This is a genomic window from Bogoriella caseilytica (assembly GCF_003752405.1).
In the GTDB taxonomy this organism is placed as follows: domain Bacteria; phylum Actinomycetota; class Actinomycetes; order Actinomycetales; family Actinomycetaceae; genus Allobogoriella; species Allobogoriella caseilytica.
The window spans coordinates 2,593,829-2,616,227 of sequence record NZ_RKHK01000001.1; the positions used below are offsets into that span (position 1 = coordinate 2,593,829).

Consider the following 22,399-nt stretch of genomic DNA (forward strand, 5'->3'; position numbering starts at 1 on the left):
ATGAGCCTCACCATCGGTTATGCCGCAGCGCTGGAGCAGTTCCACCCCAGCGAGGCGATCGAGTACTCCGTGGAGGCGGAGAAGCACGGCTTCTCCGGCGTCATGGCTGCCGACCACTTCCAGCCCTGGACGCCGAGCCAGGGGGAGTCGTCCTTCGTGTGGAACGTGCTGTCCGCATTGGGGGAGCGCACCACCGGCGATATCGGCCCGGGGGTGACGGCGCCGACCTTTCGCTGGCACCCGGCCATGGTGGCGCAGGCCTCGGCCACACTCGGCGCGATGTACCCCGGTCGGCACTGGCTGGGCCTGGGTTCGGGCGAGGCACTGAACGAGCACATCGTCGCCGACTACTGGCCCGAGGCGCCGGAGCGGATCAACCGGATGTTCGAGGCGATCGAGATCATCCGCAAGCTCTTCACGAACTCCCTGAACGACAAGGACACCAAGCACTCCGGGCAGTTCTACAAGCTGGAGTCCACCCGGCTGTGGACCATGCCGGATGAGGCGCCGCCGATCTACGTCGCCACCGGCGGGCCGGTCACCGCCAAACGGGCCGGTAAGCACGCCGACGGCCTGATTACGGTGGGTGCGCCGCTGGAGAAGATCGCCGGGCTCTTCGATCGCTTCGCCACGGGCGCGAAGGACGCCGGGAAGGACCCGGACGCCATGCCCAAGATCCTCCAGCTGCACATGTCGTGGGCGCCTACCGATGAAGAAGCGCTGGCGAGTGCCTTCGACCAGTGGCCGAACGGCGGCATGAAGTTCCCCAAGGCGGACATTCGCTCGCCCTTCGATTTTGCCGCCATGGCCAAGCTGGTGCGCGAGGAGGACTTCGCCGGGCGCATGGTGATCTCCGCCGATCCGGACGAACACCGCGCCGAGATTCAGAAGTACGTGGACCTGGGCTTCGACCGGATCTATCTGCACAACGTGGGCAGGGACCAGCGGGAGTGGGCCGAGGTCTTCGGGCGCGACGTGCTGCCCCAGCTCAGCCGGTGAGCGCGGAGGAGAGAGGGTCTGCGGTGTCCGCGGAGCACAACGAGCCTGCCGCGCCCGCGGTAGCCACCGGGCCGACAGTCCCCGTGGAGCCGGCCGCGACCGCTGCCCTGACCGTGATCGCACCCGAGGGCGTGCCGGTGCTGACCTCGGGTGATGACCTCGCCGCCGTCCTGACGCCGGTGCTCGAGCGCGCGGTGTGGCCCGACGGCACGCTCGGGCTGCGCCCGGGGGACGTGGTGGTGGTCTCCTCGAAGATCGTCTCGAAGGCCGAGGGGCGCCTGGTGGCCGCCCGCGACGAGGAGGAGCGCCAGGCAGTGATCGCCGGGGAGACGGTGCGGGTCGTCGCCGAGCGTGCCCGCCCCGATGGCGGTGCGCTGCGGATCGTGGAGAACCACCTGGGCCTGGTGATGGCCGCGGCCGGGGTGGACACCTCCGATGTCCCGCCCGGTACCGCGCTGCTGCTTCCGGAGGATCCGGACGCCTCCGCCCGCAAGCTCCGCCTCGGCCTGCACGCCCGGACCGGCGTCAAGCCCGGCGTGATCGTCACGGACACCTTCGGCCGGCCCTGGCGCCGCGGTCTGGTGGACCAGGCGATCGGCGCGGCGGGCGTGGCCGTGCAGGACGACCGGCGCGGCGAGCACGACTCCTACGGCCGAGAGCTGCAGGTGACGGTCATTGCGGTGGCCGACGAGATCGCGGCAGCCGCCGAGCTGGTCAAAGGCAAAGCCACCGGCCGGCCAGTGGCCGTCGTGCGCGGCATGGGGCATGCCGTGACCGACGAGGACGGCGCCGGTGCCCGCGAGTTGATCCGAACCCCGGAGGAGGACATGTTCCGCCGCGGGGTGGCTGAGGACCCCGAGACGCACTGATCGAGGGCTGCGGCGCTGTGTTGCGGCTAATAGGGCGGATCTGCGGGGACGGAGGCATCTGCCTGACCGTCGTGACGATCGAGGTGGACCACGGTCCCGCCCGGTGCGCGCCGGTAGGTGTGCCCCGTCGGGGAGGTCCAGTCCACTGCTCCGTCCGCATGCCGGACCACGGTGAAGTCGCCACGCGACTTGGCACGGTGATCGCTCGGGCACAGGGCCACCATGTTCGCCGCCGATGTCGGTCCGCCATGCTCCCACGATTGGACATGGTCGAGTTCGCAAGCCTGGGCCTTCACCGTGCAGCCCGGCCGCGTGCAGGTTCCGTCGCGCGCCCGGACGAGCCGGGCCAGGTCGGCTGGTGGCCGGTAGACCTTCCGCCCCACATCGAGGACCGTGCCGGTCTCCGGATCAGTGACCAGTCGGCGCCAGATGCCGCCGGCCGAGAGGGCTCGGGCGGTGATCGGATCGATGGCGCCATAACCGTGAAGTTCCGGGACATTCTCCGGTGAGGGGAGTGCTTCGCCAACGGTTCCGCCAGCTGGTGCCTCGCCAGAGCCCGGCGGTTCACGACCAGGCTCGAGCAGTGCAGTGACGGGTACGGTGACGTTGATGCGCGGGGCGCCGCCCCCGGTGGGGAAGCTGAAAATCGTTGGCCTCGCCTCGGAATTCTCGGTGCCCACCTCATTGACGGTCTGAGCTGAATCCGCACTGGCGGGCTCCGCCGCGGTATCGGGCGACATCCCACCCGATCGGCAGTCGGCCGTGCCCGACAGCACCGGCAGCTCGACCCGGCCGGTCGCCAGGGCGTGATGCCCGATCGCCGCGAGAGCGTCAGTGCGCAGCTGATCGGTGGTGCGTCCGTCCGACTCAGCACGTGCATGGCGCGCCGCTCCGTCGAGGCTGAGGTCAAGCGCCAGCGCGTCCTCGGCCGGGAGCACTGCCGAGATACGGGCCATGCCGTCCGGGAGTGCGCTGGGCCGGTTGACCCGGCGCATGCTGCGGGCGACCTGATGTCGCGCCCCAGCTCCCTCGGGGTCGGCCGCCACCACCAGCTTCGCCACATCGCGCGTCAGCTGTGCGGGCGTGCGACCGGCAGCATGCGGGAGGAGCGTGTCCTCGACGTCCATGACCAGTGGTTCAGGCAGCCCGTCGAGACCGCCGATCAGGGCTCGGGCTTTGGCCCAGCACAGGTGCCCGTCGGCCAGCGCCTCGCCGGTGGCGGTCATCGAGCCGGTGATCGCCCGGCCGGTCTTGATGAGCGTGGCCGCGGCTGGCCGGGAGATGCCGAGCCGCATGGCGAGCTCTCGCGCGGCACGCGGCTCGAGAACACGACGGCTCCGCGCCTCGCCGGGGCCGGCTGACGTGGGAGCGGGCCGGGCGCCCTCGCCCGCTCCATAGAGCTCGGTCACCTGCGCCTCGACGACGGCAGCCGCCTCGGCCTGGCGTGCCTGCGCCCACGCGGCCACCCGGCCCCACACGGCCACAGCGTCCAGCGAGTCGTAGGAGTCGAGCGAGTCGTCGAAGGCATCCGCGAGCACAGCAAGCTCCAGGCCGGTCACGTTCGCAGCGCGCTCGACCAGCTCACGGCCCGGAAGATCCGGGATCTCGAACTCTCGCTTCGCCATGAATCAAACATACGTTCGACCACTGACATTGCGGTCCGTCGGCCGTGATCGGCAGTTCTCGGAGGCCGTCCGGGGTGTGCGGCGGGTGTGTCGTTAGGCTAGATCGGTGCCCACCTTCGTTCGGTATCAGAGCGCCGTACCGAACCGTCGCGGGAGATTCCCAGGGATCTTCGCACTCGCGAACGGACTCGGAACTGCGGGCCTGCTTTCTGTTGAGGACGCCGTCTGGCTCAGAGCGGCAAACGACCGTGCGAATGCGACATACGTGGACCCGGTCACCGTGGTCGCGGACTGCTACGACCACACGAAGAATCCCGGGGCACGTGCCTGGTTCAAGGCCTCCGCAGTCGATCTGCTACGCCAAGCCGAGGTATATCTCGGCCTTCTCGATCGCCACCGGATCGGGTGGGTGGAGCTCCGCACGAGCGCGCCGGGCCGAATCACCTACGAGGACAACGTCCAGGTCGTCGCCGTTCCGCCGGTCTACCCGGATCACTGGCCCTTCAGCGGACGCTGCGGTGAGTCGTGACTGGGTGCCCACGCCTGCCGAATCCCGTCCGCCAGCGGCCGCGCTGGCCTTCGAGCCCGCGGCCACGCGGCCTCTCCGGGGCGCACCGCCTCACCCCATCGCGGTCGAGCCCGGCGCCCGCTCCTCAAAGCCTTCGATGATGCGCTCCATCAGTCGCCCCCGTTCCTTCAGCGGCAGGAAGGCCGCCTCGGCGGCCGTGAGCTCGGCCCGGGCGAAGTCCGCAACATCCCAAGTGAAGGTCTCCGCGAGCACGCGCATCTCTTTCGAAATGCAGGTCTGGGACATCATGCGGTTGTCGGGGTTGATCGTGACCGCGAAGCCCAGCTGGGCCAGCAGATCGACCGGGTGCTGTGCGGGGCCATCCACCACCCACCTCGAGTTGGAGAGCAAGCAGACCTCGAGCGGGATCTGCCGATCCAGGATCCACCGGGCCACCGGACCGAAATCCAGGTCAGCGCTCTCCACGCCGCCGGCCAGCTCGACCTGCTGGACGGCCGTGCGCACATCAAGCGCCTCGCCGTTCAGGGTGAAGTCCTCGACCACGCGCACGCCGTGGCCCAGACGCAGGGCGTGCAGGACGTGCACGGTCTCCCACAGGCTGTGTACGCCGTCGCCCTCGCCGGCGTGGATCGTGGACGGCACGCCGGACTCGTGCAGGATCTGGGCCGCGACCAGATGCTTGGCGGCCGGATGCCCATGCTCCGGACCAGCAATGTCGAAGCCGGCCACCGAGCCCGGGGTGGTGCCGCGCCCGCCATCCTCGTAGGTGCGCACGGTCAGCTCCGCCACCTCGGCGGACAGCTCGGTCTCGCGCATGCCGCAGAGCAGCTGACGGAAGCTGACCTCCTGGCCCGACGCGGCGAGCTCGGTCTCCGCCCCGGCCAGCCCGGCGGTCACTGCTGCCACCGCTTCGTCCATGCTCAGCCCGCCGCGCACGTGCTTCTCCGGTGCCCAGCGAACCTCACCATGGATGACGCCGTCCGCCGCGGCGTCGAAGGCCCATTCGCGGGCCACCCGGCTGATCGAGTCGGGGTCCTGCATCAACGCGGTGGTGAACCAGAACTTCTGGTGCGGGAACTCCTCGCGGGGCTCGGCATCGCGAGTGTGAAACCACCAGGCCAGCTTCTCGCCGTCCTGGTACGGCAGCGAGACGTTCTGGGCCTGCGCCAGTTCCACCAGCGTCTCGGGGTGGATGTGGCCATCCAGATGATCGTGCAGAGTCACCTTGGGTAGCGCCAGGTAGGGCTCCTCGGCAGGTCCGGCCCAGCGAGGTGACCCGGACGGCAGCGGAGTGGGGGGAAGTTCTGGACGGGACACGAGGGCTCCTTGGTCTGTGACGTGAAACGGTGCGGCGAGTTAGCGCCCGGCTCCGGCGCCGATGCCCGCCTTGATGTAGCGCTGCGAGAAGATCAGCAGGATCGCCGCTGGGAGTGCGGTCATGGCGGCGGCGGACATCACGGTGGACCAGTCCACCGTGGGGGCATCCATGATGTGGAAGATGGCGACGACTGCCGGACGCACCTCGGGAGAACGGGTGAGGGTCTGGCCGATCAGGAAGTCGCCCCAGGTGAAGATGAAGGCGAAGACCCCGGCGGTGATGATCGCGTTGCGGCCCAGCGGAACCACGATCCGCCACAAGCGCTGGAGCGTGCTGGCGCCGTCGATCATGGCCGCCTCGAGGACCTCGCTGTCCAAGGAGAGCATGAACGAGCGCAGCACGATCACCGCGAACGGCACAGCGGACGTGGCATTGGCGATGATCAAGGCCAGGTGGCTGTTCAGGATGCCCATCGTGTTGAACATGGCGTAGAGCGCGTTGAGCAGCGTGATGTTCGGGACCATCTGGGCGAGCAGGACGCCGAGCAGGGCGACGTCCACCACTCGCCCGCGTAGCCGGCTCAGCGCGAAGCCGGCCGGCACCGAGATCAGCAGGGTCAACAGCACAGCACCAGCGGCCACGATCAACGAGGTCTGGATGGGGGAGAGCATCCGCTCCATGGCGTTCGCATAGCCCTGCAGTGAGGGCGAGGTCGGCACCACCGTCATGGTCGCCGAGCTGGCCGAGGCCTGGAGCGAGGCGGAAACCAACCAGTAGATCGGAAAGAGCAGGACGACGACGATCGCCAGACCGCCGAGGGACCAGAGCCATCGCGACCCCGGATGACGCGGCCGCATCAGTTCGCCTCCTCGCGCCGGCTCAACCACGCATACACCGCGGCGATGATGATGGTCACGACGAGCAGGACATTGCCGAAGGCGGCGCCCACGCCGAAGTTGAAGTGGCGGAAGGAGGAGTCGTAGGAGAGCAGCGCCAGGGTCTGCGTGGAGTTCGCCGGTCCGCCGCCGGTCAGGGCGAGCACCAGGTCCAGTACCTTCAGCGTGGCGATGATGCCCAGGATGGTCATCACGAGCATCACGGGCATGATCTGCGGCAAGGTGATCGACCACAGGCGCCGCCAGTATCCGGCGCCATCCAAGGTGGCAGCCTCCTCGAGTTCGTGAGGGACATTGCGCAGCGCAGCACCCAGGATGGTCGCCATGAAGGGTAGGCCCGCCCAGGTGTTGACGCCGATGATGGCCCAGATCGCCCAGCTGGAGTCCGCCAGCCAACTCGGCCCATCGATGCCGATGCCCGCCAGCAGCTGGTTGATGATGCCGTTGCCCTGCAGCATCCATCGCCAGGTGGTGGCGGTGATGATCAGGGGTACCAGCCAGGGCAGCAGCAGCACGGTGGACATCCAGCGGCTCCCGGGAAAGTCCCGCTGGAAGTACAGCGCCAGCAGGAGACCGCCGCTCATCTGGATGGCCAGGGAGACGATGGTGATGAGCAGGGTGTTGCGCAGGGCCCGGCCGAAGTGGGCTGAGCCGATCGCCTCGGCGTAGTTCGCGAAGCCGACGAAGGGCGCCTCGCCGGTGAGGAAGGTGCCCGAGGTGAAGTCCACCAGGGACATGTAGATGCCGTAGCCCAGCGGATAGGCCAGGAAGAGTCCGATGAAGAGCACCGCCGGCAGGAGCAGCATGAGATTCGCTCGGTTGCGGCGGCGCTCCAGTGGTCCCGCGGCGCCGGAACCGCGGCGCTGGGCGGCGCCGCCAGGGGCCTGCGGCAGACGAGTCGCGTCCACCGCAGGCCCCATGGTCGTCTCACTCACCGGCTGCGCGCTCCAGTGCTTCCTCGGGGCTCATGCCCTCGACCACCACGTAGTCGATGGCCGAGCCGAGCCGGGTGCCGACGGCACGCCAGTCATCGTCGAGCTCGGCTGCCTGGTCGTAGGCACCGGCGATGCCATCCACGAAGGGAGCGATCACCGGGTCGAGCTCGCTGAAGTCGGACGCGGCATCCTGGTGGGCGGGCAGGTAGTACTGCACCTCGGCGATCTCGAGCTGGTTCTCCGGCGCGATACGGCAGTCCAGCACCGCGGCGGCCGCCGCCGAGACGGTGTCGTCATGGCCGGTCGTCACCGTCCACAGGTTGCCCGTGACACCCGACCGCGGCTCGTGAGAGCTGTCCAGGACCGGCGTCGGGGCGAACTCCCGGGGTGCGTTCTCGTAGTCCTGGGACTGCGGCGAGCCGGCCCACGGACCGTTCATCGTCATCGCGGCGAGGCCACCGTTGAACTGATCCTGGAAGTCCCACCCCCAGTTGACCATCTCCGAGGACATCGAGCCATCCTCGACGAGGTCCTGGTAGAGCTGCAGCGCAGCGATCGTGCCGGGATCGGAGAAATCGGCCGGGTCGCCGCCGGCGCTGAGGATGAAGGGCAACAGGAAGAAGCTGCCGGCATCGCCACTCGCATCGCCAGGGAGGGCGATGCCGTAGCGATCCTCGGTGGTCAGCTCGGCCGCCACCTCGCGCAGCTCCTCGAAGGTCGTGGGCGGCTCCAGTCCCGCCTCCTCGAACAGATCCGGGCGGTACTCGAGTGCGGCGAGCTCCACGTGGGTCGCGATGCCGTACAGCGTGCCGTCGCGGTAGCCCATCTGCTCGGTGGACTCGTCCAGACCTTCCGGCTCCAGACCGAAGGCGCTCAGATCGGCGAGGAAGCCGCTCGAGGCCAGCTCACCGATCGTCGCCGAGTTCACCATGAGGATCTCCGGTAGGTCCCCGGCCGAGCCGGCCTGGAGCACCTGCTGGGCGAGCTGATCCGCGGTGAAGTCCTCGACCGCGATCGTCACGCCCAGGTCCTCGGCGCACTGCTCGAGCTGCTCTCGGTTCAGCGTCATGAAGGGGTCGTAGGGGACGCCGTGCCACATGGTCAGCTCGACCCCCTCGAAGTCTGCGGGATCGGCGCCGGCATCGGGGGAGTCGTCGCTGCCGCCGCAAGCGGCGAGGACCAGAGTCAGGCTGAGGGTGCCGCCGAGGGCGGACAAGACGCGTCGGGACATGAAGGCCTCTCCAGAGGTGTGCATCGATGCGAAGGAAGTGATGGCGCAGCGCCGACCGGAATGCCGGAGCTCCATGCGCGGGAGCAACTGGGGTGACCTCAGCCGGACTCCCGAACGGCACTGTAGCGACGCCGTGTTAACCGGAGCGCCACTTCGTGTAACAAACGGTGGCTACTTCGAGCGTCCCCTCGGGCTGAGCCCGGCGCCGCAGTGTGCCGCGCAGGCGGCGAGAGGAACGACTCCCTCAATCCATGACCAGGAGGTCATGCCCCGCTGCCTGCACCCGGGTGGCCCGCACCTGGTACACCTCGCCCACCAGCTCGCCCGTGAGCACGTCTCGGGGATCGCCCGTCGCCACCACCTCTCCGCCGGCCAGCACCACCACGTGGTCGGCGTAGCGCAGGGCGTGGTTCAGATCGTGCAGCGCCGCGAGCACCGTCATACCCGAGCGCGCCAGTGCGCGGGTGAGCCGGAGCACCTGGAGCTGTGCGGCGACATCGAGGTGATTGGTGGGCTCATCCAGCAACAGCAAGCGCGGCTGCTGCACGAGAGCCCGTGCCAGGTGCACACGCTGGCGCTCCCCGCCGGAGAGGGTGGCGAAGTCGCGCTCAGCCAGAGCGGCCACGCCGGCACGTTCCAGTGCCTCGCTTGCGAGCTCGAGGTCGCCGGGTGAGTCGCCACCCCACCGTGAGCGGTGCGGAGTCCTTCCGAGCAGCACGACGTCGAGCACCGGCCTGGCGACATCGGCCGCGCCGTCCTGCTCCACCAGCGCCACTCGGCGGGCGCGCTCGCGGTGACTCATCCCGGTGAGCTCCTCGGACGCCAGGGTCACCACGGCCTGCCCGGCCAGTGGCACCGCGCCGACCAGGGCGCGCAGCAGGGTGGACTTTCCGGCGCCGTTCGGCCCGATCAGGGCGGTGATGGCGCCCGCCGGTGCCGTGAAGGTGACGTCGTCCACCAGGACGGCTTCGCCGATGCGCACACTGAGGCCGCTGACCACCGCGCCGTCGGGTTGGACCTCGCTCATGCTCGCGCCCGGCGCCGCAGGAGGTACGCGAAGACCGGTGCGCCCACTGCGGCGGTGATGATGCCGACCGGCACCTCCCGCGGAGAGAACACGCTGCGCGCTGCGGTATCGGCCAGCAGGAGGAAGATGGCGCCTGCCAGCGCCGCGACCGGCATGAGCCGGTGGTGGCGCTCGCCAACGAGGAAACGCACCGCGTGCGGGATCACCAACCCGATAAAGCCGATGGCTCCGGCTACCGACACGAGCACGCCGGTCAGGAGCGCGGAGGCGGAGAGCAGCACCCACCGCGTGGAGGTCACCGAGATGCCCAGCGAGGCAGCGGAGACCTCGCCGAAGGTGAACGCGTCGAGCGTGCTGGCCTGCGAGAGCAGAAAAAGTCCCACCACCACCGTGGCTCCCAGGGCGAGGAGCGCTCCCTGCCAGGAGACGCCGCCGAGCGACCCCATCAGCCAGGTGAGTACCTCACGATAGGAGTCGCCATAGGCGGACCAGAAGATGATGAAGCTGACCGCCGCTGAAGCGAGTTGCGCCACCGCGACCCCGGCCAGGATCGTGCGCACGGGGGAGAGGCCACCACCGCGTGTGGTGGCCAGCACCAGCGTCAGCACCAGTGCGGCGAAACCGCCCGCGAAGGCCGCCGCCGGCAGCGCCACGCTCATTCCCAGCACCAGGACCAGGACTGCGCCCACCGACGCCCCCGAGGACACCCCGAGCAGGTAGGGGTCCGCCAGTGGATTACGCACCAGTGCCTGCATGGCCGCGCCACACAGGGCCAGACCAGCGCCGATCCCCGCTGCTGCCACCACCCGCGGACCCCGGCCCTGCCAGACGATCGCGTCCTGCAAGGGCCCCAAGGGGTTGGCCGCGCACGCACCGGCCACCAGCGAGCATGCGTGGTGCCAGGCGGAGGTGAGCACCTGACCGGTGGTGATGGCAGCAGGCCCGACGGTCAGCGCCCAGGCCCCGGCGAGCGCCAGGCCTCCGATGAGGGCGAGGATGACGACGGCCAGGCGGCCACGCGAGGGGGCAGCGGTGCTCAGGGTGCGCTCGCCTCCTGCTCGATGAGGTCGCTGAACTCTGCCAGCTGGGCGTGCAGGTCCAGGGCTCCGGGTACGTTGCGGATCCCTGGTTCGGTGGCCGGGAAGGGCAGGACGATGTAGCGCTCCTCCTGCACGGCGGTCAGTTCGCTGGTCATCGGTTCCTCGGTTAGTGCCTCCATCTTGGACGCGGCGGAGTTCCACTCCGAGTCCACCAGCACGATGACGTCGGGATCAGCGGCAGCGAAGTCCTCCCACGAGATGTTCTCCCACCGCTCGGGCAGGTCGTCGAAGACGTTCTCCAACCCCGCCGCGTCGAGCAGGAGCTGCGGGGCACCCTCCCCGGCGCCGACGTACGGTGTCTGGTTGTTCGAGGACCACCACACGGCGCGTAGCCCGGCCGTCTCGCTGATCTGCTCGTCCAGCTCTGCGAGCTGCTCACGTTGCTCGGCGATCAGCTCCTCTGCCCGAGCCTGCGCCTCGGGGCCAAGCACACGCCCCATCAGTTCGATCTCGGCGAAGACGTCCTCGAAAGTCAGCGGCGCCGGACGGTGGTCCTCGCCAGCCTGCTCACAGGCCGAGGGGGGCACCCAGGTCGCGACGCCGAGGTCCTCGTACATCTGCCGATCGCCGGCGCCGGCATCGGTCAGGTTCGACTCCCAGCCAGCCACGATCAGATCGGGCTCGAGTTCCAGCACGAGCTCCGAGGCGGGGTTCTGCTCGGAGATCTCTGGGACATCGGCCGCCTCAGCCGCATACTCCTCAGGCAGAGGAGCATCCAGGAACGCCGTTCCCACCAGCCGATCGCCGGCGCCCAGGGCCAGCAACAACTCTGCGGTGGAGGACTTGATCGCCAGGATCCGCTCCGGTGGACCGGTGATCTCGGAGTGGTATCCGCAGGAGGCGAGCTCGATCGGCTCCTCGGACTGGTCAGTCCGGCTCTCGGGACCGGCATCTGCCTGACCGGTGCAGGCGCCCAGGGCCATTGCAGGGACGGCGCAGACAATCAGGGCACGGCGGTAGCGCATTCGGCAAACTCCCATGACGACGGCGTGAGCGCGGAACGCGAGCGCTCCGGCAATGGTCGCCACGGTCACTGCGCCGCGGCCGGGCCGGCAGGTCCAGACGGAACCTGCACACCGGAGAAGCCCCGGGGCCGAGGTCTCAGTCTAGTTCGTCGTCTCCAGGCCCGGGACGAGGAGGTCGACCCAGACGGGCCGGTGTGCCGAGGCGGGGAAAGGTTCGATCCCCGTGAGCTCCGAGCCGGGCTCGTCCGCAGCCGGCCAGAAGACTCCGGAGTCGGCGACCGGCAGGTTCTTGGAGGGGAGCACGTAGTCCAGACGGAGGTTTCCCGGGCCGTCGTCGGCCAGATCGGCGGTGTCCAGCTCGGCGTCGCCGCTGTGCTGGGAGTTGACGCGCCCCTGAGTCTCTGCCGCCTCTCGTGCTCCGGTGGAGACCGGCTCCGGGTCATGGACGCGGGGGTGGCCGAGCAACTGGGCGATGGCCTCGTCGTAAGCCTCGCCGTCCTCGGGGTCGGCTCCGAGCCGGCCGAGGATGACAAAACGCTTGCCCGTCATCAGCCCACCGTGGGCGCCCTCGTCGTCGTAGATGTATGAGCGGTCCCACGGGCGTACGCCACGGACGTAGTCCGCCCAGAACCGCAGTTCATCGTGATTGCGGCGCAGCGCGGGGTCGTCCGCGTCGACCGTGGACGCCGGGTGGGAGGCCAGCAGGTGCACTGTGGTCGAACCGACCTCGATCGGGACATCCCAATGACCGGAGGTGGAGAGCGCGCCGGCCTCCGCTTCCGCTCCGTCCTCGGGCAGCAGCGCGCCGGGCATGTCCGACCACTGGAAGGTGGAGAAGGTGCGCAGGCCCTCGGTGTCGATCGGGTACTGCGAGAACAGCACCATGCCTGCTCCGTGAGCTTCCCCGGAGCTCTGGGCTGGCAGGCCAGAGTAGCTGAAGGTGTACGACAGCGCTTCCTCGCCGTTCTGGCCGACTGCGAGGTACTCGTCGACGAAGAGTTCGACAGCTTCTTCGAGCTCGACCTCACTGAGCGACTCGCCGAAACCCCCGAGGAGAACAACATCCGGGCGGACGGTCTGCAGCACCTGGGCGACTGCTGCGGCCTCATCGTCGGCGCCGTCCGGAAGCGATGCGGTGAGGTCGTGCTCCAGGGAGACGTCGTAGGAGAGCACGCGGAGAGCCGCTGCCGTCCCGGAGTCGGCGAGGACGGTGGCGGAAGCGGGCGCGCTCATTCCCGCGGCGAGGGCAAGAGTGCCGATGGTCGCCGCAGCGGTCACGAGAGGCCGGGAGGCCCAGGAGGCGCGCACCCCACCACCGTAGTCACATTGGCAGCTGCCGGGAAGAGCGAGAGGGCAGACCTGGGGAACCCTGGCGCTACCTACCCGCAGCGTGGTCCGCGGTCGCGCGCACGGCCCGCACCACTGCCGGGGTGAAGCCGCCCTCCTCCAACTCGATGGTGCCGGCCACGGTGCTGCCGCCGGGGGAGGAGACCAGATCCGCCAGGCCGGTGGGAGTGGTTGAGGTCTCGAGGAGAGTCCGGGCCGAGCCGAGAAGCATGGCCGCAGCGATCTCCACCGCCTGCTGTTTGGGCAGGCCTTTTGACACGGCTCCGCGGGCGAGTGCCTCGACGAAGAGCCCGGCCCAGGCCGGCGCCGAACCGGCAATCGCGGTGTAGGCGGGGAAGACCCGCTCCGCGAGCCAGAAGATCTCGCCGACGGCGGTGAAGACCCGTTCCGCCTCCGCGCGCTGCTCCTCGGTGGTGGCCTCGTTCGCGCACAGAGCGGTCACGCCGGCGCCCACGCGGGCGTTGACGTTCGGCATGGCGCGGATGATCGGCTGACCGGGGCTGACCATCGCCGCCAGATCAGCGAGGTCCAGGCCGGCCGCCAGGGAGACCAGCACGCTGGACTGGGCGGCGAGCTCCTCGCGCAGTGGCGCGAGGACCTGCGCGAACTGATAGGGCTTGACCGCCAGCATGATGAGGGCGCCCGGCCCCGCTCGGCGTACCAGCTCGAGGTTGGCGTCACCCTCGGTGAGGGCCTCGGCGCCCGTCTCCTCGGCGAGAGCGCGCGCGGAGACCCCGGTGGCAGAACTGAGCAGGATGGCCTGGGCAGCCTCGTCCTCACTCGTGACGATGCCACGCACGATCGCGGCGGCCATGTTGCCCGAACCAATGAATCCGATCATGGGACCAGCATGTCACTCCCGATCCACGGGCGAAGCCGGACACGGGCTTTTCCCCCTCGTTACCTCCACGTAACCTCGGTGCGGTCTGATCGGTGTGACCGAACCTCAGCGTCCAGGCGCGCGCAGCTATCTCGGAGACGGGGCTTTCCATATGACCACTGCAGGACACCACCACCGGACTGCGGGCTTCGGCCGCGCCGGCCGATCCCGCACGGGCCTGGCGGCCGCGGCGCTCGCCGGCGCACTCGTGGTGCCGATGACGGCTCTGGCCACCGATGACGCTGCCGCAGAGGTCGCGCCCCCCGGCGACGGCACCGACTGCGTGGTCATCAGTGAGGTGAACAGTTCCGGAGGCTCGGGAGGCGGAGTCTTCACCCACCGCTATGTCGAGCTTGAGAACATCTGCGACGTCGCCGTCGACATGAGCGGCTGGTCCATCCAGCGCTGGAACGCCAGTAGCCACCAGGCCGGTGAGACCACCCTGCTGGATGGGCACTCCATTCCCGCCGAGGGGCACTTCCTCATCCAGGGGGTCGCCTCCAATCAAGGCGACGAACCGCTGCCGTCGCCGGACCTCGAGACGACGATCAACTTCGCCGCCGCGAGCTCCTCGATCGTCATTGCCGCCACCGAGGACTCGCTGGCCGGCCTGGCTGGCGACGTCACCGGGGACGCCGACGTCGTCGACGCTCTCGGCTGGGGCAGCCCTCCGGTGTGGCTCGGTGACAGCCGGCCTCCTGGAGGCAATCACAACCCGGACGTCCTGACCCGGGTGGACTACACCGGCGTCAACGGTGCGGATTTCGCAGTCGCGCCCTCGAGTCCGACCAACTCTGCTGGTCAGACCGGCGGCCCCGAGCCGCTGCCGCCATACGACGGACCCGCGACACTCCTGATCAACGAGGCCTACAGTCAGGGTGGCGAGGACGGGTCGATCTACTCCGACCGTTACGTCGAGCTCTACAACTACGGCAGCGAGGACATCGACCTCACCGCATGGTCGATCCAGTTCACCAACGCGGCCGGCAACTACACCAGCTCGGCCAATCTTGACGGCGTCGTCCCCGCCGAGGGCCATTTCCTCATCGCCTTCGAAGGCGGCCAGGGCGACGACGAGGGGGTCAGCCTCGACGACCACGCCGACTTCGTGGTCGGCAACTGGTTCAGCTCACTCGCCTACTCGCTCTACCTGACCACCTCCACCACCCAGGTCAGTGTGCCGACCGGTGCCGTCGACCCCACGGAGTGGGAGGACATCGTGGATGTCCTCGGCTTCGGAGACGCACACTTGTGGTCCGGCGACGCCCCCGCCGAAACCCTGGATTCTCTGACCGACGTGCGCGCCTTCCAGCGCGTGACCGACTGGGACGGCCCCTCACTCAACAACGAGGCCGACTTCGACCTCGTCGAGGAGTTCGTGGCCACCAACTCCGCCGGTGAGGAACTGCCCGGCGGGCGTGACGGTGGCCCGGGCGAGCCTGAAGACCCGATCGAGGTGAGCATCGCGGAGATCCGCGGCGCGGTGAGCCTCGACCCGCAGGACGCCGCGCTCTACGGCGAGTCGGTGAGTACCAGCGGTGTGGTGACGGCCGTCTACTCGGACGCCGATAACGACTCGCGGGCCCACGACGGCTTCTACCTGCAGACTCCCGGAGCCTGCGGTGCGGAGAGCTTCTCCGGTGAATACCCCGAGGTGCCCTGCGCGATCTTCGTGCACATGGGCACCTCCTGGGACGGCGCCGAGGTCGACATCGACGACTACGTCGAGGTCACCGCGATCGTCTCCTCCTGGCGGGAGACCGGCGCGAGCGAGTCCGCTCAGCTGCAGCTGGTCAGCGCCTCCATCGAGCAGCTGGACGGCGATGCTCAGCCCGTGGTGCCGGTGACCTACGACGGTTTCGTGGCGGTGGAGGACCGCCCGTACCTGCTCGGCATGCTCATCGAGCCCGCCGGGGAGTGGACGGTCACGGACAACTACTCGCTCCTGCACGGCAACCCGGACAGCATCGGTGGCTGGGTGGGCATCGTGGACGGCGAGGAGCCGCTGCGGATCCCGAACACGGTCTACGCGCCGGCGAGCGCGGAGCGTGCCGCGCTCGCTCAGGAGAACGCGGAGCGCCTCATCTGGCTCGACCACGGTGGGCGGAACCGCTGGTCCAGCTTCGCCTTCGACCGGCACATGCCGCTGCCCTACCTGAACACCGAGCAGCACGTGCGGATCGGCGCAGAGGTGGACTTCACCGCCCCGGTGATCCTGGAGTACCGCTACGACTCCTGGCGCTTCCAGCCCACCGCCTTCCTGCCCGGCAACCCCGAACTCGAGCCCGCCACCTTCTCGGACACTCGCGACGAGAACGCCGCCCCGCCGGCTCGCGCGGGCGACCTGCGCCTGGCTGGTTTCAACGTGCTGAACTACTTCCCGAACCTCGGCGAGGACGAGCCCGGCTGTGGCTACCATGAGGACCGCTTCGGCGACCCCACCACCGCCGACTGGTGTGACGTGCGTGGTGCCTACTCGCAGCAGCACTTCGAGACCCAGCAGGCTCGCATCATCGAGACCATCGTGGCGATGGACGCCGATGTGGTGGCCCTGCAGGAGATGGAGAACTCCGCGCAGCTGAACCATGTGGACTTCAGCCGCGATTACGCCCACGAGGTGCTGATCGAGGCGCTGAACGAGGTCGAGGGGGAAGGAACCTGGGACTTCGTCTCGGTGGACGAGTTCCCCGAGAGCGAGGACGTCATCCGCAACGGCTACATCTACAAGCCTGCCGTGGTCGAGCCCGTCGACTCGGTGATCCTCTTCGAAGGCGGCGTCGAGCACCTGGGTGAGCTCGCCGACCTCACCATCGAGGGGCAGACCCTCAGCGAGGTGTACTCCAACGCTCGCGAGCCGATGGCTGCCGTCTTCCAGCCGGTCGACGGCGATGAGGACGACCGCTTCATCACCATCGTCAATCACCTGAAGTCCAAGGGCGGCTCCGGCACCGGAGACAACGAGGAGCAGTACGGCGAAGGCGCCTTCAACGGCGACCGCACCCGCCAGGCCATGGGCATGCTCGCCTTCGCCAACGAGCTCGAGGACTATTACGGCACGGACCGCATCTACCTGATGGGTGACTTCAACTCCTATGAGTTGGAAGACCCGCTGGTGGTGCTGGAGGACGGCGGTTACGTCAACCTCTCGGCTCAGACCGGCCAGTGGTCCTACGCCTTCAGCTCGGAGGTCGGCTCGCTCGACCACGTCTTCGCCACCGAGGCCGCCGCCAGCACGGTCGTCCAGACCGACATCTGGTCGACGAACGCTGCGGAGTCGATTGCGCTGGAGTACTCGCGCTACGAGGCCACCGGCACTCCGGGTCTGTACGACGAACCCGGCTGGTCCCAGGGCGTCTGGCGCGCCTCGGACCACGATCCGATCGTGGCCGACATCGTGGTGGGCACCCAGGACGAACCGGGCGAGGAGCCGGGTGAGGAGCCCACCGAGGAGCCGACGGCTCCCGCCCCTGGCGAGGAACCAGGCGACGATGGCCCAGGCGACGATGACGGCCCAGGCGCAGGGGACGACACGGGCGCCGGCCCGGGCCTGCCGACCACCGGCGCCAATCCGGCCGGTCTCGTGGCTGCCGCCATGCTGTTCCTCCTGGCCGGTGCCGGCATCGTCGCGGCGAACCGCAGACGGGGCACCCCCGCGAGCATGTGATCAGTGTCCACCTCGCGCGCCGTTCCTGCCCCGTGGCCTCCGGGGTAGGAACGGCGCTAGACTTTGCGTACAGGCGTTGATCCGGCCATCACCGGGGAGCTTCCGGAAGAACGGGATCGTTCGGCGTGCAGCTGGCCGATCCTCACTAGAACCGGGCGATTCGGGCCCGTCACAGCCCGCTTGAGTGGTCACGGCTGCGCTTGGGCGCTTCCGGGGCAAGTGAGGTGGTACCGCGGTCACGCCACCGGCACAGCATCTGGTGCCGGGCAGCGAGATCGTCCTCGCATCCGCCGCGCCGTACCACCGAGGAGCACCTGTGACCGCTGAGCCGTTCTACCCCCTGCACCGCGCTGAGGACGCCGAGGCCGTGCCTGCCTCGCCGAACCTCCCGGGTATCGAGCGGGACGTGCTGGCGTACTGGGACGCCGACCACACCTTTCAGGCCTCCATCGATCAGCGCCCAGCGGGCGAGCAGGGCGAGAACGAGTTCGTCTTCTACGACGGTCCTCCCTTCGCCAACGGCCTCCCGCACTACGGGCACCTGCTCACGGGCTACGCCAAGGACGTCGTCCCGCGCTTCCAGACCATGCGCGGCAAGCGGGTGGAGCGACGCTTCGGCTGGGACACCCACGGCCTGCCGGCCGAGCTCGAGGCGATGTCCCAGCTCGGCATCAAGACCAAGGACGAGATTCTCTCCACCGGCATCGAGGCCTTCAACGAGGCCTGCCGGGCTTCGGTGATGAAGTATGCCGACGAGTGGCGTGACTACGTCACACGCCAGGCCCGCTGGGTGGACTTCGAGAACGACTACAAGACCCTCGAGCCGGACTACATGGAGTCCGTGATCTGGGCCTTCAAGCAGCTGCACAGCAAGGGCCTCGCCTATGAGGGCTTCCGGGTGCTGCCCTACTGCTGGAACGACCAGACGCCACTGTCCAACCACGAGCTGCGCATGGACGATGACGTCTACGCCCAGCGCCAGGACCCGGCGCTGACCGTGGGCTTCGAGATCACCACGCCCGGGCCGTTCCAGGGCGTGAAGGCTCTCATCTGGACCACCACGCCCTGGACCCTGCCCGCGAACCTCGCCGTCGTCGTCGGCGCCGACGTGGAATACGTGGTGGTCGAGTCTGCTGGGCCGACGGGGAGCACCGAGCGCTACCTGCTCGCCGAGGCGCGGCTCGAGGCCCATCGGCGCGAACTCGCCCAGAACCTGGCCGAGGGCGACGAGCTCACCGTGACCTGGCGTGGCACCGGAGCCGAACTCGTCGACCTGAGCTACACCCCACCCTTCCGCTACTACGCCGGGCACGAGAAGGCCTTCCGCCTGGTGACCGGCGACTTCGTGACCACCACGGACGGCACCGGCCTGGTCCACGCCGCCGGAGCCTTCGGTGAGGACGACAAGGCCATCACGGATCGCGAAGGCATCGAGGCCGTGATGCCGGTGGGCCCGGACGGTGCCTTCACCGCGCCGGTCAGCGAGTACGCCGGCGTGCAGGTCTTCGATGCCAACCCCCTGATCATCGAGCACCTCAAAGCGGCCACCCGTGCCGGCGCAGCAGGGGCCGGTGCCGACACCGGCGCCGTCTCACCGGGCACCGTGCTCTTCCGCCGCGAGACCTACGACCACTCCTATCCGCACTGCTGGCGCTGCCGTCAGCCGCTGATCTACAAGGGCGTCAGCTCCTGGTTCGTGGCGGTCACCGAGTTCAAGGACCGGATGCTCGAGCTCAATCAGCAGATCAACTGGGCCCCCGAGCACATCAAGGATGGCCAGTTCGGCAAGTGGCTGGAGAACGCCCGTGACTGGTCGATCTCCCGGAACCGGTTCTGGGGGAGCCCCATCCCGGTGTGGAAGTCCGACGACCCCGAGTACCCCCGTGTGGACGTCTACGGCTCCTTCGCCGAGATCGAGGCCGATTTCGGCGAACTGCCGCGCAATGCGCGCGGCGAGGTCGACCTTCACCGCCCCTATGTCGACCAGCTCACCCGCCCCAATCCCGATGACCCGCGCCCTGAGGGCCAGCGCTCCACCATGCGCCGCGTGGAGGATGTGCTCGATGTCTGGTTCGACTCCGGGGCGATGACCTTCGCCCAGGTGCACTACCCCTTCGAGAACGCCGACTGGTTCGAGCATCACTTCCCGGGCGACTTCATCGTGGAGTACATCGGGCAGACCCGCGGCTGGTTCTACACCCTGCACATCCTGGCCACCGCGCTCTTCGACCGCCCGGCGTTCGGCACCTGCATGTGCCACGGCATCATCCTGGGCGACGACGGGCACAAGGCCTCGAAGTCGCGCCGCAACTACCCCGACGTGAACGAGACCTTTGAGACCCACGGCTCCGATGCGGTGCGCTGGTTCCTCATGGCCTCACCCATCCTGCGCGGCGGCACGCTCGCGGTCACCGAGCAGGGCATCCGCGATGCCGTGCGCACCATCCTGCTGCCGTTGTGGAACACCTGGTACTTCTTCGCTCTCTACTCCGGCACGGTGGACGGCGGGCAGGGGTACCGCTATCAGCCGATCAACGTCGAGAACCCTGACGAGGCCGAGCGCGCCCGTATCGCCGGTCTCGACGTCATGGACCGCTACCTTCTCGCCCACAGCAAGACCCTGGCCGACAAGGTGTCCGCGAGCCTGGAGGCGTACGAGGTGGCCGAGGCCTGCGCGCGGATCCGCGAGCACATCGACCTGCTCACCAACTGGTACGTGCGCACCTCGCGCGACCGCTTCTGGAGCGAGGATCGCGGCGCCTTCGACACCCTGGGCACCGCTCTGGAAGTGCTCTGCCGGGTGATGGCGCCCGTGGCGCCCCTGGTGACCGAGGAGATCTGGCGGGGGCTGACCGGTGGGCGCTCCGTGCACCTGGCCGACTGGCCGCACCTGAGCGAGGCGGTGGCCGACCCGGAGCTCATGGCGGCCATGGACACCGCGCGGGAGGTCGTCTCCGCCGCTCACGCGCTCCGCAAGGCCGCCCAGGTGCGCGTCCGCCAGCCGCTGCGCGCCCTCACCTTCGTCGCCCCGGCCGAGAGCACGGGCATCGCCGGCTTCACCGATCTGATCGCCGCGGAGGTGAACGTCAAGGAGGTGGTGGTGCGGTCCCTCGCCGAGGGGGGTGCCGAGGAGTTCGGCGTGGTCACCAGACTGAGCGTCAATGCCCGGGCCGCCGGCCCCCGCTTGGGCAAGCAGGTGCAGCAGGCGATCCAGGGGGCCCGCGCCGGCGACTGGCAGGAAACCGCCGAGGGCGTCACCGCCGGGGGAGTGGCCCTGCACGACGGCGAGTACGAGCTCCACACGCAGGTCGCGGCGGAGGGGGACGACAGTGCTCGCGCCGCCCAGCTGCTGCCCGGTGGCGGCTTCGTGGTCCTCGACCTCGCCGTCGATGAAGAGCTCGCCGCGGAGGGCTATGCCCGCGACCTCGTACGCCAGGTGCAGGACGAACGGAAGAACTCCGGACTGCATGTGGCCGACCGGATCCACCTGGAACTCACGGTGCCGGCCGACAAGGTGGCGTGGGTCGAGGCGCATCGCGATCTCATTGCGCGTGAGACCCTCGCTGTGCAGGTCGTGGTGATCACCGGCGAGTCGGTGCAGGTGCGTGTGACCAAGGGCAGTGAGGCACAGTGACGACGAACGATGACGGCGAAGTCCGGGAGATCTACTCCGAGATCCTGGCTCGCGCCCCAGAACACCAGCCTCAGCCCTCGCTGGAGCGCGTGCGGCACGCCCTCGATCTGCTGGGCGACCCCCAGCGCGCCTATCAGGTCGTGCAGATCACCGGCACGAACGGCAAGACCAGCACCGCCCGGATGATCGAGGCGCTGGTGCGCGAGTCCGGCCTACGGACCGGGCGCTTCACCTCGCCGCATCTGCACACCGTGCGGGAACGGATCGCCCTCGACGGCGATCCCATCAGCCCCGAGCGCTTCGTGGAGACCTACCGCGACGTGGAGCCCTACATCGCCATGGCGGACGAGAAGTCCCAGGCCGAGGGCGGCCCGCGACTGAGCTTCTTCGAGGTCTACACCGTCATGGCCTACGCCGCCTTCGCCGATGCCCCGGTGGACGTGGCCATCGTCGAGGTGGGCATGGGTGGACGGTGGGACTCCACCAATGTGGCCGATGGCGTGGTGGAGGTGATCGGCCGGGTGGAGCGCGACCACACGCGGTGGCTCGGCCACACCCTCACCGAGATCGCCTCGGAGAAGGCCGGCATCATCAGCGACAACGCGACCGTGGTGGTGGCCGAACAGCACGAGGAAGCAGGCGAGATCATCCTCTCCGCAGCCGCCCAGCACGGCGCGCGGTTGCTGCGCGCCGGCCAGGAACTCGAGGTTGCCGACCGGCAGATCGCCGTCGGTGGGCAGCTGCTCACACTGCGTACGCCGGTGGCCGTCTACGCCGACATCTTCCTGCCCCTGCACGGCGCCCACCAGGCGCAGAACGCGCTGCTGGCACTGGCGGCCGCCGAGGCCCTGCTCGGCGGACGCTCGCTCTCCGGTGAGGTCGTCGAGAAGGCCTTCGCCTCGGTCAGCTCGCCCGGCCGCATGGAGATGGTGCGCAACTCCCCGGCGATCCTGCTCGACGCGGCGCACAACCCGGCCGGTGCTGCGGCACTGCGCGAAGCCGTGGAGGAGGCCTTCGCCTTCGACCGGCTGGTGGGCGTGGTCGGGATCATGCGCGACAAGGAAGCGGAGGCGATCCTCGCCGAACTCGAGCCCGTGCTGGATGAAGTGGTGGTGACCGAGGCGCTGGACCAGCGCGCCATGCCCGCCGACGAGCTCGCGGAGATCGCCCGGGACGTCTTCGGTGAGGACCGCGTCTATCTGGCGCCCCGGCTGGACGATGCCATCGACCAGGCCGTCGGGCGCGCGGAGGTCGGAACCGACATCGCCGGGCAGGCAGCAACCGGCACGGGCGTGTTGATCGCCGGTTCGGTGCTGCTGGCTGCCGATGCTCGCACCCTGCTCGGGAAGAAGGACTAGCCCGCAGGGGGCACACTGGAGG

Annotated in this window: 16 protein-coding genes; 6 read left to right on the forward strand and 10 right to left on the reverse strand. The window is 69.1% G+C overall.

Features of this window, described 5'->3' with window-relative positions:
* Both EDD31_RS11640 and cofE read left to right on the forward strand, forming a co-directional pair.
* Positions 1 to 999, forward strand: a complete 999-nt coding sequence (locus tag EDD31_RS11640) for a TIGR03557 family F420-dependent LLM class oxidoreductase (RefSeq protein WP_123304298.1) — start codon at positions 1 to 3, stop codon at positions 997 to 999.
* 23 nt (positions 1,000 to 1,022) lie between these two features.
* On the forward strand, positions 1,023 to 1,868 hold the full coding sequence (gene cofE / locus EDD31_RS11645) for a coenzyme F420-0:L-glutamate ligase (protein ID WP_483964256.1): 846 nt from the start codon (positions 1,023 to 1,025) through the stop codon (positions 1,866 to 1,868).
* A 26-nt stretch (positions 1,869 to 1,894) separates the two neighbouring features.
* On the opposite strand, the gene EDD31_RS11650 is transcribed toward cofE, so the two are convergent.
* Positions 1,895 to 3,493, reverse strand: coding sequence for an HNH endonuclease signature motif containing protein (locus tag EDD31_RS11650; RefSeq protein WP_123304299.1), 1,599 nt, complete (start codon positions 3,491 to 3,493; stop codon positions 1,895 to 1,897).
* Between the two features lie 106 nt (positions 3,494 to 3,599).
* On the opposite strand from EDD31_RS11650, the gene EDD31_RS11655 reads away from it, so the two are divergent.
* Entirely contained in the window at positions 3,600 to 4,022 is a 423-nt protein-coding gene (locus EDD31_RS11655) for a hypothetical protein (RefSeq protein WP_123304300.1), read from the forward strand.
* Positions 4,023 to 4,112: 90 nt separating this feature from the next.
* On the opposite strand, the gene EDD31_RS11660 is transcribed toward EDD31_RS11655, so the two are convergent.
* The 9 genes from EDD31_RS11660 to proC form a co-directional block, all read right to left on the reverse strand.
* The gene (locus tag EDD31_RS11660) at positions 4,113 to 5,339 is read right to left on the reverse strand and encodes an adenosine deaminase family protein (RefSeq protein WP_123304301.1); all 1,227 of its coding nucleotides are present in this window, start codon (positions 5,337 to 5,339) and stop codon (positions 4,113 to 4,115) included.
* A gap of 39 nt (positions 5,340 to 5,378) precedes the next feature.
* Positions 5,379 to 6,197 carry a carbohydrate ABC transporter permease gene (locus tag EDD31_RS11665; protein ID WP_123304302.1) on the reverse strand — a complete coding sequence of 273 codons (819 nt, stop codon included), beginning with the start codon at positions 6,195 to 6,197 and terminating at the stop codon, positions 5,379 to 5,381.
* Positions 6,197 to 7,171, reverse strand: a complete 975-nt coding sequence (locus EDD31_RS11670) for a carbohydrate ABC transporter permease (protein ID WP_148058944.1) — start codon at positions 7,169 to 7,171, stop codon at positions 6,197 to 6,199. The genes EDD31_RS11665 and EDD31_RS11670 overlap by 1 nt, the downstream gene beginning before the upstream one ends.
* A complete protein-coding gene (locus EDD31_RS11675; RefSeq protein ID WP_170163291.1) occupies positions 7,164 to 8,402 on the reverse strand; it encodes a sugar ABC transporter substrate-binding protein in 1,239 nt (412 codons plus the stop codon). The genes EDD31_RS11670 and EDD31_RS11675 overlap by 8 nt, the downstream gene beginning before the upstream one ends.
* A gap of 244 nt (positions 8,403 to 8,646) precedes the next feature.
* Positions 8,647 to 9,429 carry an ABC transporter ATP-binding protein gene (locus EDD31_RS11680; protein WP_123304305.1) on the reverse strand — a complete coding sequence of 261 codons (783 nt, stop codon included), beginning with the start codon at positions 9,427 to 9,429 and terminating at the stop codon, positions 8,647 to 8,649.
* Positions 9,426 to 10,346, reverse strand: a complete 921-nt coding sequence (locus EDD31_RS11685; RefSeq protein WP_425453715.1) for an iron chelate uptake ABC transporter family permease subunit — start codon at positions 10,344 to 10,346, stop codon at positions 9,426 to 9,428. The genes EDD31_RS11680 and EDD31_RS11685 overlap by 4 nt, the downstream gene beginning before the upstream one ends.
* Before the next feature lie 119 nt (positions 10,347 to 10,465).
* Positions 10,466 to 11,494, reverse strand: coding sequence for an ABC transporter substrate-binding protein (locus EDD31_RS11690; protein ID WP_245991156.1), 1,029 nt, complete (start codon positions 11,492 to 11,494; stop codon positions 10,466 to 10,468).
* A 141-nt stretch (positions 11,495 to 11,635) separates the two neighbouring features.
* The gene (locus EDD31_RS11695; RefSeq protein ID WP_123304306.1) at positions 11,636 to 12,802 is read right to left on the reverse strand and encodes an endonuclease/exonuclease/phosphatase family protein; all 1,167 of its coding nucleotides are present in this window, start codon (positions 12,800 to 12,802) and stop codon (positions 11,636 to 11,638) included.
* A 67-nt stretch (positions 12,803 to 12,869) separates the two neighbouring features.
* Positions 12,870 to 13,682, reverse strand: coding sequence for a pyrroline-5-carboxylate reductase (gene proC / locus EDD31_RS11700; protein ID WP_123304307.1), 813 nt, complete (start codon positions 13,680 to 13,682; stop codon positions 12,870 to 12,872).
* A 151-nt stretch (positions 13,683 to 13,833) separates the two neighbouring features.
* Here proC and EDD31_RS11705 point away from each other — a divergent pair, with 151 nt between their 5' ends.
* From EDD31_RS11705 to EDD31_RS11715, 3 genes are all read left to right on the forward strand, one after another.
* Positions 13,834 to 17,385 carry an ExeM/NucH family extracellular endonuclease gene (locus tag EDD31_RS11705; RefSeq protein WP_123304308.1) on the forward strand — a complete coding sequence of 1,184 codons (3,552 nt, stop codon included), beginning with the start codon at positions 13,834 to 13,836 and terminating at the stop codon, positions 17,383 to 17,385.
* A 316-nt stretch (positions 17,386 to 17,701) separates the two neighbouring features.
* Positions 17,702 to 21,019 (forward strand): isoleucine--tRNA ligase, encoded by a 3,318-nt coding sequence (gene ileS / locus EDD31_RS11710; protein ID WP_123304309.1) that lies wholly within the window; start codon positions 17,702 to 17,704, stop codon positions 21,017 to 21,019.
* On the forward strand, positions 21,016 to 22,377 hold the full coding sequence (locus EDD31_RS11715; RefSeq protein WP_123304310.1) for a bifunctional folylpolyglutamate synthase/dihydrofolate synthase: 1,362 nt from the start codon (positions 21,016 to 21,018) through the stop codon (positions 22,375 to 22,377). Before ileS ends, EDD31_RS11715 begins: the two co-directional genes overlap by 4 nt.
* Positions 22,378 to 22,399: the final 22 nt, after the last annotated feature.

Bases quoted from the DNA above. Each gene is read 5' to 3' on its own strand.
- EDD31_RS11640 (WP_123304298.1), top strand. From the start codon at position 1: ATGAGCCTCACCATCGGTTATGCCGCAGCGCTGGAGCAGTTCCACCCC.
- EDD31_RS11650 (WP_123304299.1), bottom strand. From the start codon at position 3,493: ATGGCGAAGCGAGAGTTCGAGATCCCGGATCTTCCGGGCCGTGAGCTG.
- EDD31_RS11665 (WP_123304302.1), bottom strand. From the start codon at position 6,197: ATGCGGCCGCGTCATCCGGGGTCGCGATGGCTCTGGTCCCTCGGCGGT.
- EDD31_RS11675 (WP_170163291.1), bottom strand. From the start codon at position 8,402: ATGTCCCGACGCGTCTTGTCCGCCCTCGGCGGCACCCTCAGCCTGACT.
- EDD31_RS11680 (WP_123304305.1), bottom strand. From the start codon at position 9,429: ATGAGCGAGGTCCAACCCGACGGCGCGGTGGTCAGCGGCCTCAGTGTG.
- EDD31_RS11690 (WP_245991156.1), bottom strand. From the start codon at position 11,494: ATGCGCTACCGCCGTGCCCTGATTGTCTGCGCCGTCCCTGCAATGGCC.
- proC (WP_123304307.1), bottom strand. From the start codon at position 13,682: ATGATCGGATTCATTGGTTCGGGCAACATGGCCGCCGCGATCGTGCGT.
- EDD31_RS11705 (WP_123304308.1), top strand. From the start codon at position 13,834: ATGACCACTGCAGGACACCACCACCGGACTGCGGGCTTCGGCCGCGCC.